At 53.6% G+C, this 17,385-nt stretch carries 14 protein-coding genes; 4 read left to right on the forward strand and 10 right to left on the reverse strand.

The features are described 5' to 3' along the window. Positions 1-70: 70 nt before the first annotated feature. From gntT to gntX, 3 genes are all read right to left on the reverse strand, one after another. Positions 71-1,387: a gluconate transporter gene (gene gntT / locus HV345_RS01465; protein ID WP_003023507.1), complete on the reverse strand. Its 1,317-nt coding sequence runs from the start codon at positions 1,385-1,387 to the stop codon at positions 71-73. A gap of 379 nt (positions 1,388-1,766) precedes the next feature. Next, positions 1,767-2,342 carry a Fe-S biogenesis protein NfuA gene (nfuA, locus tag HV345_RS01470; protein WP_003023509.1) on the reverse strand — a complete coding sequence of 192 codons (576 nt, stop codon included), beginning with the start codon at positions 2,340-2,342 and terminating at the stop codon, positions 1,767-1,769. 58 nt (positions 2,343-2,400) lie between these two features. Next, complete coding sequence (gene gntX, locus HV345_RS01475) at positions 2,401-3,084, reverse strand: DNA utilization protein GntX (RefSeq protein ID WP_016154807.1); 684 nt, start codon at positions 3,082-3,084, stop codon at positions 2,401-2,403. Positions 3,085-3,121: 37 nt separating this feature from the next. Between gntX and bioH the strand changes: the two genes are divergently transcribed. Then, positions 3,122-3,892 carry a pimeloyl-ACP methyl ester esterase BioH gene (gene bioH / locus HV345_RS01480; protein WP_181636182.1) on the forward strand — a complete coding sequence of 257 codons (771 nt, stop codon included), beginning with the start codon at positions 3,122-3,124 and terminating at the stop codon, positions 3,890-3,892. A 44-nt stretch (positions 3,893-3,936) separates the two neighbouring features. On the opposite strand, the gene HV345_RS01485 is transcribed toward bioH, so the two are convergent. The 6 genes from HV345_RS01485 to greB form a co-directional block, all read right to left on the reverse strand. Beyond that, positions 3,937-4,887 carry an Rpn family recombination-promoting nuclease/putative transposase gene (locus HV345_RS01485; protein ID WP_181636183.1) on the reverse strand — a complete coding sequence of 317 codons (951 nt, stop codon included), beginning with the start codon at positions 4,885-4,887 and terminating at the stop codon, positions 3,937-3,939. Positions 4,888-5,123: 236 nt separating this feature from the next. Then, a complete protein-coding gene (gene feoC, locus HV345_RS01490; protein WP_047358169.1) occupies positions 5,124-5,360 on the reverse strand; it encodes a [Fe-S]-dependent transcriptional repressor FeoC in 237 nt (78 codons plus the stop codon). A gap of 11 nt (positions 5,361-5,371) precedes the next feature. Beyond that, the gene (gene feoB / locus HV345_RS01495) at positions 5,372-7,690 is read right to left on the reverse strand and encodes a Fe(2+) transporter permease subunit FeoB (RefSeq protein WP_047415964.1); all 2,319 of its coding nucleotides are present in this window, start codon (positions 7,688-7,690) and stop codon (positions 5,372-5,374) included. Positions 7,691-7,708: 18 nt separating this feature from the next. Continuing rightward, a complete protein-coding gene (feoA, locus tag HV345_RS01500; protein WP_003023519.1) occupies positions 7,709-7,936 on the reverse strand; it encodes a ferrous iron transporter A in 228 nt (75 codons plus the stop codon). A 431-nt stretch (positions 7,937-8,367) separates the two neighbouring features. After that, entirely contained in the window at positions 8,368-10,701 is a 2,334-nt protein-coding gene (locus HV345_RS01505) for a Tex family protein (RefSeq protein ID WP_016154803.1), read from the reverse strand. Between the two features lie 98 nt (positions 10,702-10,799). Beyond that, positions 10,800-11,273: a transcription elongation factor GreB gene (gene greB / locus HV345_RS01510; protein ID WP_016154802.1), complete on the reverse strand. Its 474-nt coding sequence runs from the start codon at positions 11,271-11,273 to the stop codon at positions 10,800-10,802. Between the two features lie 225 nt (positions 11,274-11,498). Here greB and ompR point away from each other — a divergent pair, with 225 nt between their 5' ends. Continuing rightward, on the forward strand, positions 11,499-12,218 hold the full coding sequence (ompR, locus tag HV345_RS01515; RefSeq protein ID WP_001157751.1) for a two-component system response regulator OmpR: 720 nt from the start codon (positions 11,499-11,501) through the stop codon (positions 12,216-12,218). Then, complete coding sequence (envZ, locus tag HV345_RS01520; RefSeq protein WP_006687412.1) at positions 12,215-13,567, forward strand: two-component system sensor histidine kinase EnvZ; 1,353 nt, start codon at positions 12,215-12,217, stop codon at positions 13,565-13,567. Before ompR ends, envZ begins: the two co-directional genes overlap by 4 nt. Before the next feature lie 74 nt (positions 13,568-13,641). Here the strand turns inward: envZ and pckA are convergent, their stop codons facing one another. After that, a complete protein-coding gene (pckA, locus tag HV345_RS01525) occupies positions 13,642-15,264 on the reverse strand; it encodes a phosphoenolpyruvate carboxykinase (ATP) (protein WP_016154801.1) in 1,623 nt (540 codons plus the stop codon). Positions 15,265-15,680: 416 nt separating this feature from the next. On the opposite strand from pckA, the gene HV345_RS01530 reads away from it, so the two are divergent. Further along, a complete protein-coding gene (locus tag HV345_RS01530) occupies positions 15,681-17,360 on the forward strand; it encodes a DUF4153 domain-containing protein (RefSeq protein WP_181636184.1) in 1,680 nt (559 codons plus the stop codon). The last annotated feature ends 25 nt before the right edge of the window (positions 17,361-17,385 follow it).

Genomic DNA, 17,385 nt, shown 5'->3' on the forward strand with positions numbered 1-17,385 from the left:
GATTTCCCCGGCTTTATTAGGGTGATAGCAGGTAGGCCGGGTAAGCGAAGCGCCACCCGGCACAGTTTTATCAGACCACCATACCCAGCAGCAGACACCCTACCAGACCGCAGACGGAGATAATGGTTTCCAGCATTGACCATGACTTGATGGTTTCACCGATGGTCAAGTTGAAGTACTCCTTGAACAACCAGAAGCCTGGATCGTTCACGTGGGAGAAAATGACGGAACCGGAACCAACCGCAATAACCATTAGCTCAGGGCTTACGCCGGTCGTTGCAATCAGCGGTGCCACAATCCCACCAGCGGTGATCGCTGCAACGGTTGCGGAGCCCAGTGCGATACGCAGTACCGCAGCGATAGACCATGCCATCAGCAGCGGAGAAACGTTTGAACCGTGCATCATTGACGCGATGTACTTGTCCACGCCGCTATCCACCAGGACCTGTTTGAAGGCACCGCCACCACCAATGATCAACAGCATCATCGCGATGATTTTGATGGAGGACACCAGCGTGTCGTTGATCTGATCCATCGAACGTCCACGGTTCAGACCAAAAGTGAACATCGCAATCAGCACCGCGATAAGCGTTGCCATGACCGGGTCACCCAGGAATTCTGCCACCGTCAGGAAAGCGTGGCCTTTTGGCAGAATCATCTCCGCTACGGCGCGCATCGCCATCAGGATAACCGGTACCAGGGAGGTCCAGACGCTGACGCCAAAGCCAGGCATCTCTTCTTCGGTAAACGTTTTCGCGCTGTACAGACCTTCCGGGATTGGCTTATCGATGCCTTTCAGGAAGCGAGCGTACACCGGACCGGCGAGAATAACGGTCGGGATTGCCAGAATCGTACCAAACAGCAGGGTTTTACCCATATCTGCATGGAAAATGGTGGCAATAGCGGTCGGGCCTGGGTGCGGCGGCAGGAAGCCGTGAGTTACGGACAGCGCAGCAGCCATCGGCACGCCAACATACAGCAGCGGGATGTTGGCAGCAGCGGCGATGGTGAACACCAGCGGCAGCATCAGCACGAAGCCGACTTCGTAGAACAGGGCAAAACCGACGGTGAAGCCGGTTAATACCACCGCCCACTGAATATGTTTTTTGCCGAATTTAGCAATCAGGGTGGTTGCGATGCGCTGTGCGCCGCCGCAGTCCGCCAGCATTTTGCCCAGCATGGCGCCAAAACCCATAATCAGGGCGAGGCTGCCAAGGGTTCCGCCGACGCCGGCTTTAATCGAACCGATGACTTTATCCAGTGGCATCCCTTGCATCAATCCGACAGCAAGCGCCACCAGGACGAGAGCGATGAAACCGTTCATTTTGAAACGGATCATCAGGAGGAGTAACAAGATTACACCGATAGCAACGATGACTAATGGCATGATTTACCTGGCCTTTACTTTGTTATGGGTAACGTCAGTGTTTAAATGACAAATTCCGATTGTCCCGACCGGGAACAGAGCATTCTCAGCACCAATGCTGGTTGCCTTCAAAACTAATCAGTTTAGCTGGCTGTTATGTGTGTGTTAGGTGCTGATGCGAATGATACGGGTAACATGCGGCGCTTGAAAATCACCTGGGCAGGCAAAATTTAAATTATGAGAGGCTGGTCAAATTATGAGGGGGATTGTTGCAGGAAATATGCGGAAAAATGCAAGGTTGTAGGCCGGATAAAGCGATTACGCTGCCATCCGGCATCAATGCCCGATGGCGGCGCGGATGCGTCTTAACGGGCCTACGGAAACTCTACAGGTTGAGGCGTTAGTAGTAAGAGTGCTCGCCGCGCTGGTGTTCGGTTAAATCGCGAACGCCTTTCAGTTCAGGGAATTCAGCCAGCAGCTGTTTCTCGATACCTTCTTTCAGCGTTACATCCACCATTGAACAGCCGTTACATCCGCCGCCAAACTGCAGAATAGCGTAGCCTTCATCGGTGATTTCCATCAGAGAGACGCGACCACCGTGACCTGCCAGCTGTGGGTTGATCTGCGATTGCAGCATGTACTCCACGCGTTCCATCAGCGGCGCATCATCGGCAACTTTACGCATTTTGGCGTTTGGTGCTTTCAGGGTCAGCTGGGAGCCTAACTGGTCGGTAACGAAATCGATTTCTGCATCTTCCAGATACGGTGCGCTCAGTTCATCAACATATGCGGTCAGCAGGTCAAATTTAATGGCGGTGTCGGTTGCTTCCACGGCGTCCGGCGGACAATAAGAAACGCCGCATTCAGCGTTAGGCGTGCCGGGATTAATCACAAATACGCGGATTTGTGTCCCTTCTTCCTGATTTGCCAGCAGTTTGGCAAAGTGCGCTTGTGCAGCATCGGAAATATGGATCATAGTAATGGCCTAATAGTTGACTATTTTACTTGGTTATAATACGCCCATCATCGAGGCTCTACAAGGTTCGACACAGGCACCATACCTGGACAGTCGCCGCGCCGTTGCGTAAAAGCAGCTGCGCGATTTCCGCGACGGTACTTCCGGTAGTGACGACATCATCCACAATGACCATATGGAGTCCCTGCACTGGCAATTCAAGGCGAAAGGCGTTTTTCAGGTTACGTTTACGTAATCGGGCGCTGAGATGGTGCTGTGTGGCGGTTGCCCGAACCCGCGTGATGGCCCGGCTGTCCCAGTCGCAACCCAGCCAGCGTGCCAGGGGACGACACAGTAAGTCGCTCTGATTAAACCCTCTGCGCCAGTGCCGACGTTGCCAGAGCGGGACGCTGACGAGCCTGTCCGGCAGAGGAAGACCGCTGACGCGCCGGGCCTGTAATACCTCCAGCAACAGCAAGCGTGAAAGAGCGGGGGCCATTTCGCCACGTCGGGAAAACTTGAGCTGGTGGATAAGCCCGCTCAATGGCGGAGCATAGTCGCTGACGGTAACCAGTCGCTGCCACGGCGGTGGTTTTTGCAGACAGCGCCCGCAGGGAACGACGGTATGTGCGGCAGGGAGTCCACATTGAGGACACCGGCTGACGTGCTGATGCGTTGCCCGTGTGCAGACTGAACAGATCCCCCAATGCCCTAACGTCAGGGGCATTCGGCATAGCCAGCACAATCCCGGTACTGTTAGCATAGAAGCATCCTTTCAGGCTAAAAGAGAACAATAACTGATGAATGACATCTGGTGGCAGACCCAGGGTTCGGGAAATTGCCATCTTGTGCTGCTGCACGGATGGGGACTGAATGCGCAAGTGTGGCATTGCATAAGCGAGGAATTGAGTTCGCATTTCACGCTGCATCTTGTCGACTTACCGGGATTTGGTCGCAGCCAGGGGGTCGGCGCAATGTCGCTGGAAGAGATGGCTGAGCGGGTATTAAAACAGGCACCGGAGAAAGCCATCTGGCTTGGCTGGAGTCTGGGCGGGCTGGTCGCAAGCCAGGTGGCGTTAACCCATCCTGAACGTGTTCAGGCGCTGGTGACCGTGGCGTCTTCCCCTTGCTTTAGCGCGCGCGACGAGTGGCCGGGTATCAAGCCAGAAGTGCTGGCAGGTTTCCAGCAGCAGTTGAGCGAAGATTTCCAGCGTACGGTGGAACGTTTTCTGGCGTTGCAGACGATGGGCACGGACACTGCGCGTCAGGATGCGCGAGCACTGAAGAAAACAGTGCTGGCGTTACCCATGCCGAAGGTCGAGGTGCTCAATGGCGGACTGGAGATCCTGAAAACGGTCGATCTGCGTGAGCCTCTGTGCGCTGTGGACATGCCTTTTCTGCGGTTGTACGGCTATCTCGATGGACTGGTTCCGCGCAAAGTGGTCCCAATGCTCGATGCCCTGTGGCCGCATAGCGAGTCGTTGATATTTGCTAAAGCGGCGCATGCACCGTTTATCTCGCATCCTGCAGAGTTCTGCGCAGCGCTGGTGGCGTTAAAAAAACGCTTATAAATCTGTTGTGTTGCCCGGTAGAGCCACGCTTACCGGGCTTGAGATTAATGGCTACGCGTAGCCAGATCCTCAGCGGTCAGTCCGGTAATTCTGAAGATGGTCAGCGGGTCGATACCATCAGCCTGCAGGGTTGATGCAATACGTAAAGCTTCCTCTCGTTTACCTTGTTGCAAGCCCGTTTGTAACCCCTCTTGTAACCCTTTCATATGACCTTCCTGAAGACCATTAAGATGCCCTTCTTGTCGTAATCTTTCGGCGATAGTCATCAACTTTTCCTTATGTTGGGGTAAACGTTCGGCGACCTCATGAAGAAACTCGGTAAAATGTGCGGTGTCCCCGACCTGCATTAGATAATTAAACAAGGCTTTCAACTGGCTGTCATTAGCGTGTCCTTTAATAAGCAGGATGGCCAGTTTTTCTACCAGCCCCATCAAATCGCGTTTACGAATATGTTTTTGGATGAGTTCCAATAGCGCCATCTGGCGATGCTGCATGATCTCGTCATCGGGAACCACGGTGATATCGATCAGTGGAAACGCTGCGGTATAAAGTTGTCTGGCGGCCTTTGGGTCGTCAAATTCGTCCAGCCAGCAGAGTGAGTAGGGGTATGGGCTGGCCGCGCCATGATAAAAAAGCATGGGTATCACCAGCGGAAGTTTCTTGTGACCTGCAGCCAAATGACGATGCATGACCGCAATGGCATAACGCATCAGCCGAAATGCCATATGGGCATCGGCAGTGCTCTGATGCTCAATGATGGTGTAAATATAGCCATCGCCTTCGCGGGTTTTTAATGACCACAGCACATCGGAATAGTACGCGCGCAAATCGTCCTCAATAAAGCTGCCCGATTCCAGTTGTAGCGTGTTCAGATCGCACAGTTTTTGCAAAGAGGCTGGAAGATGGAGCCGAAGAAAGTCGCGTGCGGTAGCAGGGTGGTTTAAGAACGTTTTAAAAATCGCGTCATGCGGCGTAGCAGTCGTGTCAGTATTCATGGCGATCCGTCACCTGAGAAACAAGATGACGAGACTCTACTTCCCTGGTCGCCAGTAATCATTCACGAGTTGATAACGATGCGCGACAGGCTGGAGGATAGATCTGCTTTGCTGAAACAGAGACATCTTTGTGGAATCCATTACGCAAAAAGCCGGATATCAGCATAAAAGCTTTATCCGGCCAGGACGTTTGCAGTCATTTTTAGACCGGAAGCGTAGCGCCATCCGGCATCGAACTAGCGCAAAGCCCACCACTCGCGCAGGCAGGCTTTACCTTCCGGACAACTCTTGCAGCTTCCGGAAAGACACCCGTCGGCATCGTCCTGAATCCGCACCGCTTTACCCATCTTTTCTAACTGATTCAGCATGGCGTCAATCATGGGCTGCGGGGTGTGCAGCGTGTGGCTAATTTGAGTTGCCTCCATGCGTCCCCGCAAAGCCAATAAATCACGAACCTGAATAAGCGATGCCATTGTCGATAACCTTAGTGGCAGTCGCCAGTGGTGCTGGAACAGCAGGAGCTTGCCGTCCTGTTGGTCGCCAGCAGTGCGAGATCCACGCGACTGCGAGCTCGACGCAGCAGGCCCAGCAACACAATGTTAAACAGGATGACAGCTAAAATGCACACCAGGCTGTAGGTCGGGTGCTCTTTGTAGCTGACCGCCTGATAAAACAGCGTCGACAGAGAGTAGGCGATGTTCAGGCCCCACAGAATCGAGAAGCTCATCCAGCCACGGCTGGATTCACGTGCAATAGCGCCCATTACCGAAATACACGGCACATACAGCAGCACGAAAATCAGGTAGCTGTAAGCGGCGGCAGCACTGCCAAATTTTTCGCCCATCACGCCCATTGCACCCGTAGCCATTTCACCGTCGCCCTTGCTGGCTTCAATAGGGTTAGCCAGTACGCTCAGGCTGAAGGTGTCTTTCAGGCTTTGCCAGGTCTCATCTACCGCACCGAGCAGCTCGTCACCGAGGTGGAAATCTGCCGGGTTGAACTCTTCTTCCTGAATGTTTTCTGCGGTATAGAGCGTGTTCAGCGTACCGACAACCACTTCTTTCGCCATCGCGCCGGTGAACAGACCTACGGTTGCCTGCCAGTTATCTTCGTGAACGCCAATCGGCTTGAAGACCGGCGTGATTACGCGGCTGACGGAAGCCAGAGCAGAGTCGTTGATGTTGTCGACGATTTTTCCGCTCAGCGAGAAACTGTTAAACGCGCTGAGGAAAATGCTGACGATGATGATGACTTTACCCGCACGCAGAACGAAGCCTTTCAGGCGTTGCCAGGTCTGAATAATCAGACTCTTAATGTGCGGCACGTGGTACACCGGTAGCTCCATCACGAACGGCGTTGCTTCGCCACGCATGATGGTGTGTTTGAGCATCAGACCGGTCAATACCGCCATAACGATACCCAGTACGTACAGTGAGAAGACCGCCAGCGCACCGTTCTGACCAAAGAACGCTGCGGCAAAGACGGCGAAAATCGCCAGGCGAGCGCCACAGGACATAAACGGTGCCATCATGATAGTCATCAGACGTTCACGCGGGGCGTCCAGCGTACGTGCGCCCATCACTGACGGTACGTTACAGCCAAAGCCGACGATCAGCGGGACAAACGATTTGCCCGGTAGTCCCAGCGCCTGCATCAGACGGTCCATTACAAACGCGGCGCGCGCCATGTAACCGGAGTCTTCAAGGAAGGAGAGGAACAGGTACATCATGCCGATTTGCGGTACCAGTGGCAGCACGGTGTTAATCCCGCCGCCAAGACCTTGCGCCAAAAAGATCGTGAGCCAGTCCGGGAAGTGCAGCGAGTAGCCAATCCACTGAATACCATGGATAAAGAGCGCTACGGAGCCGACGTCAAACAACGGTTGCAGCGCGCCGCCAATGTTGATGGCGAGCAGGAACATCAGGTACATCACGAACAGGAAAATCGGCAGCCCGAGGAAGCGGTTGAGGACGATTTTATCTACTGCGGTGGTGAAGCGGCTCGGCTCTGCCGTCAGGGTGTTGCTGACGGTATCGCAGATAGCGGCAATGCACTGATAGCGCGCATCGGCGATATGCAGTGCCGGATCGTCCATTGTCTCGCTCAGACGTGCAATGGCGGCATCAAGGTTTTGCGCGGCATCACCCGCGTAGGCCCGGCTGTAGATATCGCCTTCCAGCATCTGCAGGCCTAGCCAGCGACGCTGTTTTAACGGCATATCTTTGGCCATCGCATCGGCGAGGGAATCCGCTTCCTGCAGCAGCGGCTGGGCATAATGAACCAGCTCGACGGTGTCGTTTTCTTTGTAGCGATCGATAGCCAGCTTTAGCGCTTCAATGCCGCGGGCGCGGGTGGATACCAGCGGAACCACCGGGCAACCAAGGCGAGCGGAGAGGGCATCGATATCAATACGGATTTGCTGCTTCTCGGCAATATCCAGCATATTCAACGCGACGATGCAGGGGATGCCCAGCTCAAGCAGTTGCAACGTCAGGTAGAGGTTGCGTTCAAGGTTTGAAGCATCGACCACGTTGATCAAGAGATCCGCGTCGCCGCTTAAAATGTAGTGACAGGCGATCTGCTCATCGAGAGAGGTCTGGGATGAGATTGTCGTCAGAGAATAGGTGCCGGGTAAATCAACCAGCGTGACCTGGTGGTCCGTCGTTGCGAAATGACCTTCTTTACGCTCAACGGTAACGCCAGCCCAGTTGCCTACACGCTGGCGTGCGCCGGTAAGCTGGTTGAATAAAGTAGTCTTGCCGGAATTAGGATTGCCAATTAAACCAATGGTTAGTTTTTTCATTTTTATAGACTCACTGTATTAACAGGAAACCGCTTCCACTTCTAATAACGCCAGATCTTTCTTACGCAATACCAGACTTACGCGACGCGTTTCGATATGGATAGGATCGCCGAGTGGGGCGACGCGTACCACGTTGAAAGAGGAGCCGGGTAGCATGCCAAGTGACAACAGTTTCTGACGATAAGCCGGGCTGATTTCACGAGCAAAACCGGTAATTTTCCACGCACTGTCAGGAGTGAATTGCATAGGGACCTACTTATATCTCGCTAACTGGATGATTACCTCATGGGGCGGCAAGGCGGCATGAGGCCAGATGATTAGCCAACGTAAGGAAAGAGTAAATAATCAACAGATCAATGATAATGAGAATGGTTTCTATCATCAATAGAATAAATGTGACGGAATGTACAATTGGATAATAATTTGCGCCAATTTTGATATTCCTCAATATTTATTCTGGTTGAGAACGAATGATTCACGGAAATAATTAGTGAGGATCTTAATGTTTAATTAAGGTTTCATCTGTTAATGAAGTGATAAATATATGGCGGTAGAAAGCGGGAAATAGACTAAATATGCCGGATGGCGACGCTCACGCGTGTTATCCGGCTTACAAATTAATTGCGACAAGTTAGCCGGATAAGGAGGTTACCCCCCCATCCGGCACAAAAGTTACACTAGCGTTTTTTACCCATTGCCGCCGCCAGCGCATCCATCATGGCGCTGTTACCCGCAGGCTGTGCGTCACGACCACGAGGTTTCGCGGCTTTTGGTGCCGGGCGATTGCTTTGAGTGCGATCGTTATTCCCGCCGCCGCGACGCGCATTGGTTTCACCCGGCTGCTCGTCCAGACGCATGGTCAGTGCGATACGCTTACGTTGCAGGTCAACTTCCAGCACTTTCACCTTCACAATGTCGCCCGCTTTCACCACGGTGTGTGGATCTTCGACGAACTTATTCGACAATGAAGAGATATGCACCAGACCATCCTGATGAACGCCAATATCAACAAACGCGCCGAAGTTCGTGACGTTAGTGACTGCCCCTTCCAGAATCATTCCCGGCAGCAGATCGTTCATGGTTTCTACGCCATCAGCAAACTGCGCGGTTTTAAATTCAGGACGCGGGTCGCGGCCCGGTTTTTCCAGCTCTTTGATGATGTCGGTGACGGTCGGCACCCCGAAGCGTTCGTCGGTAAAATCGGCTGCTTTCAGATTGCGTAGTTCGTTGCTGTTGCCCATCAGGTCACGCAGCGATTGCTCGGTTGCGGCCAGAATGCGTTCCACAATCGGATAAGCTTCCGGGTGAACGGTAGAAGCATCCAGTGGGTTATCGCCATGGTTGATACGCAGGAAGCCCGCGCACTGTTCAAAGGCTTTTGGCCCCAGGCGGCTAACTTTTAGCAGTTGCTGACGGTTCTGAAACTGACCGTTCTCATCGCGCCAGGCGACGATGTTTTGCGCCATCATGCGCGTCAGGCCAGCAACGCGGGTCAGCAGCGGCACGGAAGCGGTATTCAGATCGACGCCGACGGCATTCACGCAGTCTTCCACCACCGCATCCAGCTTGCGCGCCAGCTGCGTCTGGCTTACATCGTGCTGATACTGGCCCACGCCGATAGATTTCGGATCGATTTTCACCAGCTCCGCCAACGGATCCTGCAAACGACGGGCGATAGACACCGCGCCACGCAGTGAAACGTCGAGATCCGGGAACTCCAGCGCCGCCAGCTCGGAAGCAGAGTAAACCGATGCCCCGGCTTCGCTGACAATCACTTTCTGCGCGGTCACTTTCGGGAATTGTTTCTGCACGTCGAGGAAGAAACGCTCGGTTTCGCGCGACGCCGTGCCGTTACCAATCGCGACCAGCTCAACGTTGTATTTTTCACACAACGCCGCCACGGCAACGGCGGCTTTGGCTGCCTGGCCGGTATGCGGATAAATAGTGTCGGTCGCGACCAGCTTGCCGGTACCGTCAACCACCGCCACTTTTACGCCGGTACGCAGTCCCGGATCGAGACCCATTGTGGCGCGCAGCCCGGCCGGGGCGGCCATCAGTAGGTCATGCAGGTTACGGGCAAAGACGTTGATCGCTTCATCTTCCGCACGTTCACGTACGGTACCCATCAGCTCAGTTTCAAGGTGCATCAGCACTTTGATGCGCCACGTCCAGCTAACAACGCCTTTACGCCAGCTGTCAGCGGGGGCGTTGTTCAGGCGCAGTCCCAGGTGATCCTGGATAATCTGCTCGCCGTGGCTCTCTTTTGGCGGCTCATCGAATTGCGGATCGGCATTTAGTGAAAGCTGCAACACGCCTTCGTTACGACCACGGAACATGGCCAGCGCACGGTGGGATGGAACGGTAGAAATAGGTTCGTGGTGATCGAAGTAATCGCGGAACTTAGCGCCTTCCTCTTCTTTGCCACTAACCACGGCGGCAACCAGATGGGCGTTTTTCCACAAATAATCACGCACTTTTGCCAGCAGCGCAGCGTCTTCGGCGAAGCGCTCCATCAGAATGTAGCGTGCGCCATCGAGGGCGGCTTTGGTATCGGCCACGCCGTTTTCGGCGTTGAGATATTTTGCAGCTTCGGTTTCCGGGTCATGGGACGGTTCGTTCCACAGCAGATCTGCCAGCGGCTCCAGTCCGGCCTCAATGGCTATCTGCCCACGGGTGCGGCGCTTAGGTTTGTACGGCAGATAGAGATCTTCGAGTTCGGTCTTACTTAACGTGCCGTTGATCGCGTTCGCCAAATCGTCGGTCAGTTTGCCTTGCTCGCCGATAGATTTCAGGATTGCCTGACGGCGGTCTTCCAGTTCACGCAGATATCCCAGACGGGTCTCCAGATTACGCAGTTGCGTATCGTCCAGACCGCCGGTGATTTCCTTACGATAACGTGCGATAAACGGCACGGTGTTCCCTTCGTCAAGCAGGCGAACGGCAGCTTCTACCTGTTCAGCACGAGCCTGAATTTCACCTGCGATAATGCGGCAGAAAGAATCATTCATCATGGATAGCTTCGTCTATAGGATAAAAAATCAGGGGATAGTTATACGGATTGACTGGCAAAAATGCCAGTCATCTACCGGGGCTTCGGATTGTTCCGGTCTCACTTAACGTATTCAATTTCGTTCACGTACCAGCTGGCTTCACCACCAGGGGTGTTGACTATCGCGAGATCGCCGACCTCTTTTTTCAGCAGCGCCCGCGCCATCGGTGAGTCGATAGAAATGTAATCTTTACGACCGAAGATCTCATCGTAGCCGACAATACGGAATTTACGGATGTCGCCATCGTCATTTTCAATCTCGACCCACGCGCCAAAGAAGACTTTGCCCTCTTGCTGCGGGGAGTAATCGACGATTTTCAAATTCTCCATACACTTGGTCAAATAACGGACACGGCGGTCGATCTCACGCAGACGCTTTTTATTATACTGGTAGTCGGCATTTTCGCTGCGGTCACCCAGACTTGCGGCCCAGGTAACCTTTTTAGTGACTTCCGGGCGCTCTTCACGCCAGAGGTAATTCAGCTCTTGTTTGAGTTTTTCATACCCTTCGCGGGTTATCAGGGGCGTTTTCATCTTATTGTTTTACCTTCGACTCTGTGATGATGCGCACAATTAGTATTACGCGAGCATATCAACAGAATAAATAATGTATTGCGAGAAACATTGTATACTTAAGCTGCTGTTTAATATGCTTTGTAACAATTTAGCCTGGAATTCATACCAGAATTCGCTGGTGACTCACGTTAGCTTTCTTAAGAATATACACTTAATTGTTGCGAACCTTTGGGAGTAATAACAATGCAAGAGAACTATAAGATTCTGGTGGTCGATGACGACATGCGCTTGCGTGCGCTTCTGGAGCGTTATCTGACCGAGCAGGGCTTCCAGGTTCGAAGCGTCGCTAACGCTGAGCAGATGGATCGTCTGCTGACCCGTGAGTCCTTTCACCTGATGGTGCTGGATTTAATGCTGCCGGGAGAAGATGGCCTGTCTATTTGCCGTCGCCTGCGCAGTCAAAGCAACCCGATGCCGATCATTATGGTCACGGCGAAGGGTGAAGAAGTCGATCGTATCGTTGGACTGGAAATTGGCGCTGACGATTACATTCCGAAACCGTTTAACCCGCGAGAACTGCTGGCGCGTATTCGCGCTGTACTGCGTCGTCAGGCGAACGAACTGCCGGGCGCGCCTTCTCAGGAAGAAGCGGTCATTGCTTTTGGTAAGTTTAAACTGAACCTCGGTACGCGTGAAATGTTCCGTGAAGATGAGCCAATGCCGCTCACCAGCGGGGAATTTGCAGTACTGAAAGCGCTGGTAAGCCACCCGCGCGAGCCGCTGTCCCGCGACAAGCTGATGAACCTGGCCCGTGGTCGTGAATATTCGGCGATGGAGCGTTCTATCGATGTCCAGATTTCTCGTCTGCGCCGTATGGTGGAAGAGGACCCGGCGCATCCGCGCTACATTCAGACCGTGTGGGGTCTCGGCTACGTCTTTGTTCCGGACGGTTCTAAAGCATGAGGCGAATGCGCTTCTCGCCACGAAGTTCGTTTGCCCGCACGTTATTGCTCATCGTCACCTTGCTGTTTGCCAGCCTGGTGACGACTTACCTGGTAGTGCTGAACTTCGCGATACTGCCGAGCCTCCAGCAGTTTAATAAGGTCCTGGCCTACGAAGTTCGTATGCTGATGACCGATAAACTGCAACTGGAGGACGGTACGCAACTGGTGGTGCCGCCCGCATTCCGCCGGGAAATTTATCGTGAGCTGGGTATTTCCCTCTATTCCAACGAGGCCGCTGAAGAAGCTGGACTGCGTTGGGCGCAACACTATGAATTCTTAAGCCATCAGATGGCGCAGCAGCTGGGCGGTCCGACGGAAGTCCGCGTTGAGGTGAACAAAAGCTCGCCGGTCGTATGGCTGAAAACCTGGCTGTCGCCCAATATCTGGGTACGCGTGCCGCTGACGGAGATCCATCAGGGCGATTTCTCACCGCTGTTCCGCTACACGCTGGCGATTATGCTGTTGGCTATCGGTGGCGCGTGGCTGTTTATCCGTATCCAGAACCGACCGCTGGTGGATCTTGAACATGCAGCGCTGCAGGTGGGGAAAGGTATCATTCCGCCGCCGCTGCGTGAGTATGGCGCTTCAGAGGTGCGCTCCGTTACCCGAGCCTTTAACCATATGGCCGCGGGTGTGAAGCAACTGGCCGATGACCGTACGCTGTTAATGGCGGGCGTGAGCCACGATTTACGTACTCCGCTGACGCGTATTCGTCTGGCGACCGAAATGATGGGCGAAGAGGATGGTTATCTCGCGGAATCCATCAATAAGGACATCGAAGAGTGTAATGCCATTATCGAGCAGTTCATCGATTATCTGCGTACCGGTCAGGAGATGCCGATGGAGATGGCGGATCTGAACTCGGTGTTAGGCGAAGTGGTCGCAGCGGAAAGCGGCTATGAACGTGAAATCGAAACTGCGCTGCTGCCGGGCAGCATTCAGGTGAAAATGCACCCGCTGTCGATCAAGCGTGCGGTTGCCAATATGGTGGTTAACGCCGCCCGTTACGGCAACGGCTGGATTAAGGTCAGCAGCGGTACGGAGACGCATCGCGCCTGGTTCCAGGTAGAAGATGATGGTCCGGGCATCAAGCCGGAGCAGCGTAAACACCTGTTCCAGCCATTTGTCCGCGGCGACAGCGCGCGTAGTACCAGCGGCACGGGCCTGGGTCTGGCGATTGTGCAGCGTATTATCGATAACCATAACGGTATGCTGGAAATTGGCACCAGTGAACGAGGAGGGTTGTCGATCCGCGCCTGGCTTCCGGTTCCCTTCACTCGCGCGCAGGGCACCACGAAAGACGCATAAGAAAGGGAGGCGAAATGCCTCCCTTTTTGTTGCTGTAGGCCGGATAAGGCGAAACCGCCATCCGGCACTCTTCGTTACAGCTTCGGTCCGGCGCTAACCAGCGCTTCACCCGCAGGGGTATCGGTGTATTTCTCGAAGTTCTCGATAAACAGTTTCGCCAGTGCGTTGGCTTTTTCCTGCCACTGCTCCGGAGAAGCATAGGTATTACGCGGATCGAGAATGCGAGTATCTACGCCCGGCAGCTCGGTTGGGATAGCCAGGTCAAACATCGGCAGACGGAACGTTTCTGCGTCATCCAGCGAACCGTTCAGGATAGCGTCGATAATCGCGCGGGTATCTTTGATAGAGATACGCTTGCCGGTACCGTTCCAGCCGGTGTTAACCAGATATGCCTGCGCACCTGCCGCCTGCATACGTTTCACCAGTACTTCTGCGTACTGCGTTGGGTGCAGTGACAGGAATGCTGCGCCAAAGCAGGCTGAGAAGGTTGGGGTCGGTTCGGTGACGCCACGTTCGGTACCGGCCAGTTTGGCGGTGAAGCCAGACAGGAAGTGGTACTGGGTTTGGTCTGCCGTCAGGCGAGAGACCGGCGGCAGCACGCCAAACGCGTCGGCGGTCAGGAAGATCACTTTGGTGGCGTGACCCGCTTTTGACACCGGCTTAACGATGTTATCGATGTGATAAATCGGGTAGGACACGCGGGTGTTTTCGGTTTTGGAACCGTCGTCGAAGTCGATGGAACCATCTGCGCGCACGGTGACGTTTTCCAGCAGCGCGTCACGACGGATTGCGTTGTAGATTTCCGGCTCGGCATCTTTAGACAGTTTGATGGTCTTCGCGTAGCAACCGCCTTCAAAGTTAAACACGCCGTCGTCATCCCAGCCGTGTTCGTCATCGCCAATCAGGCGGCGTTTCGGATCGGTGGACAGCGTTGTTTTACCCGTACCGGACAGGCCAAAGAAGACTGCCACATCACCTTTTTCCCCGACGTTTGCCGAGCAGTGCATGGAGGCAATGCCTTTCAGCGGCAGCAGGTAGTTCATTACGGAGAACATACCTTTCTTCATTTCGCCGCCGTACCAGGTGCCACCAATCAACTGGATACGCTCAGTCAGATTGAAAGCCACGAAGTTTTCGGAGTTCAGACCCTGCTCTTTCCACTGCGGGTTAGTGCATTTAGCGCCGTTCATCACGATGAAATCAGGTTTGAAATCAACCAGCTCTTCGTCGCTTGGGCGGATGAACATGTTTTTAACAAAATGCGCCTGCCAGGCTACTTCGGTAATGAAGCGTACGGAAAGGCGGGTATCGGCGTTAGCGCCGCAGAATGCATCAATGATAAACAGACGCTTGCCGGAAAGCTGCTGGGTGACTAATCCTTTCAGATGCTGCCAGGTTTCCGGGGAGAGCGGTTTGTTGTCGTTCTTACCTTTACCTTTGTCGGACCACCAGAGCGTGTCGCGCGTGGTGTCGTCACGGACAATATACTTATCCTTTGGCGAACGTCCGGTAAAGATACCGGTATCAACGGCAACGGCGCCCAGGTTTGTTAACACGCCACGCTCATAACCTTCCAGGTTTGGATCAAGTTCCTCCTGGAAAAGCGTGTCGTAGTCTGGATTGTAAACGATATCCTGAACGTCATTGATACCATAAGCCTTGAGATCTTGCGGGGTTAAACTGTTGTTCACACGCATTTCACTGCTCCTTAGCCAATATGTATTACCTGGAATAGTAAGGTTTTTTAGGGATTGCTAACCGCGACAAGGCTCATAGATTTACGCATCCGGGAAAATCACGGATAACCGAATGCGCTGCGACTCCTGTCACAAAGAGGCGGATATTATGGCAGGAAACCCTTTTTTGTTGTGGAAAATGTTCTTAAAACGTTAATGGAGAGTGTTTTTGGCGGGAAACTTGTGAGTGTAATCGCATTCACGTAAGAAAATAACGTAACTCATACATAAACAATATCGATTCACTTCCCGTCGCAGTGGTCCGGGATCGGCCTATCAATGCTCAAAATTGTGAAGTTGATGCAATAATTACCTTTTCTCTTCATTCTGGGTGACGACATGGATAGTGTTGAACTTCACGTACTACTCGCTGGGGCATGATATCTATCGGCCTGTTACAGGGGATATTGTGCTACCTGCTGATGACATATCTGGTGCCGCATAATGACGGCTGGCTGTTCTATGGCATGCCCGCGACAATTGCTCTCTCCTCGGCGCTTTTACTCACCGTTGTCTCTTTCAAACAACGTGTGCTGTGGTACTGGATGGCGCTGATCTTTGTTGTCGTGCTGGCGATGAGCGTCTGGCTAAAGTGGCAAGTCGAGGGCAGCGATAAGTGGCGGCAAAATGATATTTTTATTTTGTACGGCTGGCGCTTACTGCTGATGGCGATGCTGGCATTGCCATGGATTCAGTACTCGCTCCACGCATCCCGCCAGCAGGCGCGCTATGCGCAGTTTTATACGAGTTTGTGGCTTAATGCGCTGACGTTAATGATTGTCTTTGTCGCCAACGGTCTGTTCTGGATGGTGCTCCTGCTATGGAGCGAGATGTTTAAGCTCGTTGGTATTACCTTCTTCGACACGCTTTTCTTTGATATCGACTGGTTTGGCTACGTGGCCTTTGGCCTGGTTACCGCACTGGCGGTGGTACTGACCCGCACGCAGTCGCGTCTGGTTGCGGCGGTCCAAAAGTTACTGACTTTGATCGCCACCGGTCTGTTACCCCTGGTCGCGCTGCTGGCGCTGATGTTTGTACTGACCTTACCCTTCACCGGCCTGGAGGCTATCTCGCAGCGGGTGTCTGCGGCCGGGTTGATGTCAACGCTGGCGCTGCTCCTGCTGCTGTTGATGGCTATCGTTCGCGAGCCGCAGAAAGAGGCGCTTCCCTATCCAGCCGCGTTACGCTACCTGATCAAATTCGCCCTGGTTGTCGCGCCCATCTATATGCTGATTGCCGGTTGGTCACTGTGGGTGCGAATTCAACAGTACGGTTGGACGCCCGAGCGTTTATATGGCGTGCTGGTGGTCTGCGTGCTGCTGCTCTGGTCGTTTGGCTATCTGGCGAGTATTTTACGCCGTGGGCGCAATTCGCTTGAGCTTCAGGGGAAGGTGATTCTTTGCGTGTCGTTGCTGGCGTTAGGGCTGTTGATTTTGCTGTCGTCGCCGGTTATTGATGCCTGGCGCATCAGCGTCAACAGCCATATGGGGCGGTATCATAGCGGCAAAATTAAGCCGGATCAGGTCAGCCTGTATATGTTGGGTAATAGCGGAAAACCGGGACGTGCGGCGTTGGAGGCATTACAAAAAGATGCGGCGTTTAACCAAGACAGTAAGCGTCGGCGCGACTTAAATTCTCTGCTGCAAGGACGTCGCGATCCCATGCAGAACCTGACTATCACTCAACTAGCGCCGAAAGTGATGATAGCTCCGGGTAGCAGGCAACCCGATGAGACCTTCTGGGCGTTTGTCAAAGGGCAGAGCTACCGCATTATATCCTGCGTTGAGCAGGATGCATGCGTCCTGGTCGATCAGGACCTCAATGCTGATGGTAAGCCTGAGCAGGTGCTGTATGCTTTTGGCGATGGTGAGAGTCTGGTCTTTGCCAGGAAAGAGGATAAATGGGAACTCATCGCATCAGGTCAGCTACCTGCAGGATTCAATAAGGATAAACTGCTGCAGGCGGTGGCGAATCATCAACTGGATTCAGCCCCCAGAGTTTGGCGTGATATCACTATTAATGGCACTCGATTGCCGATGAATTATTACAACGAGTGAGCGTGTTGCAGATAGCGTTTTGATG

Source organism: Citrobacter sp. RHBSTW-00986, assembly GCF_013783065.1.
Taxonomy (GTDB): Bacteria; Pseudomonadota; Gammaproteobacteria; order Enterobacterales; family Enterobacteriaceae; genus Citrobacter; species Citrobacter braakii.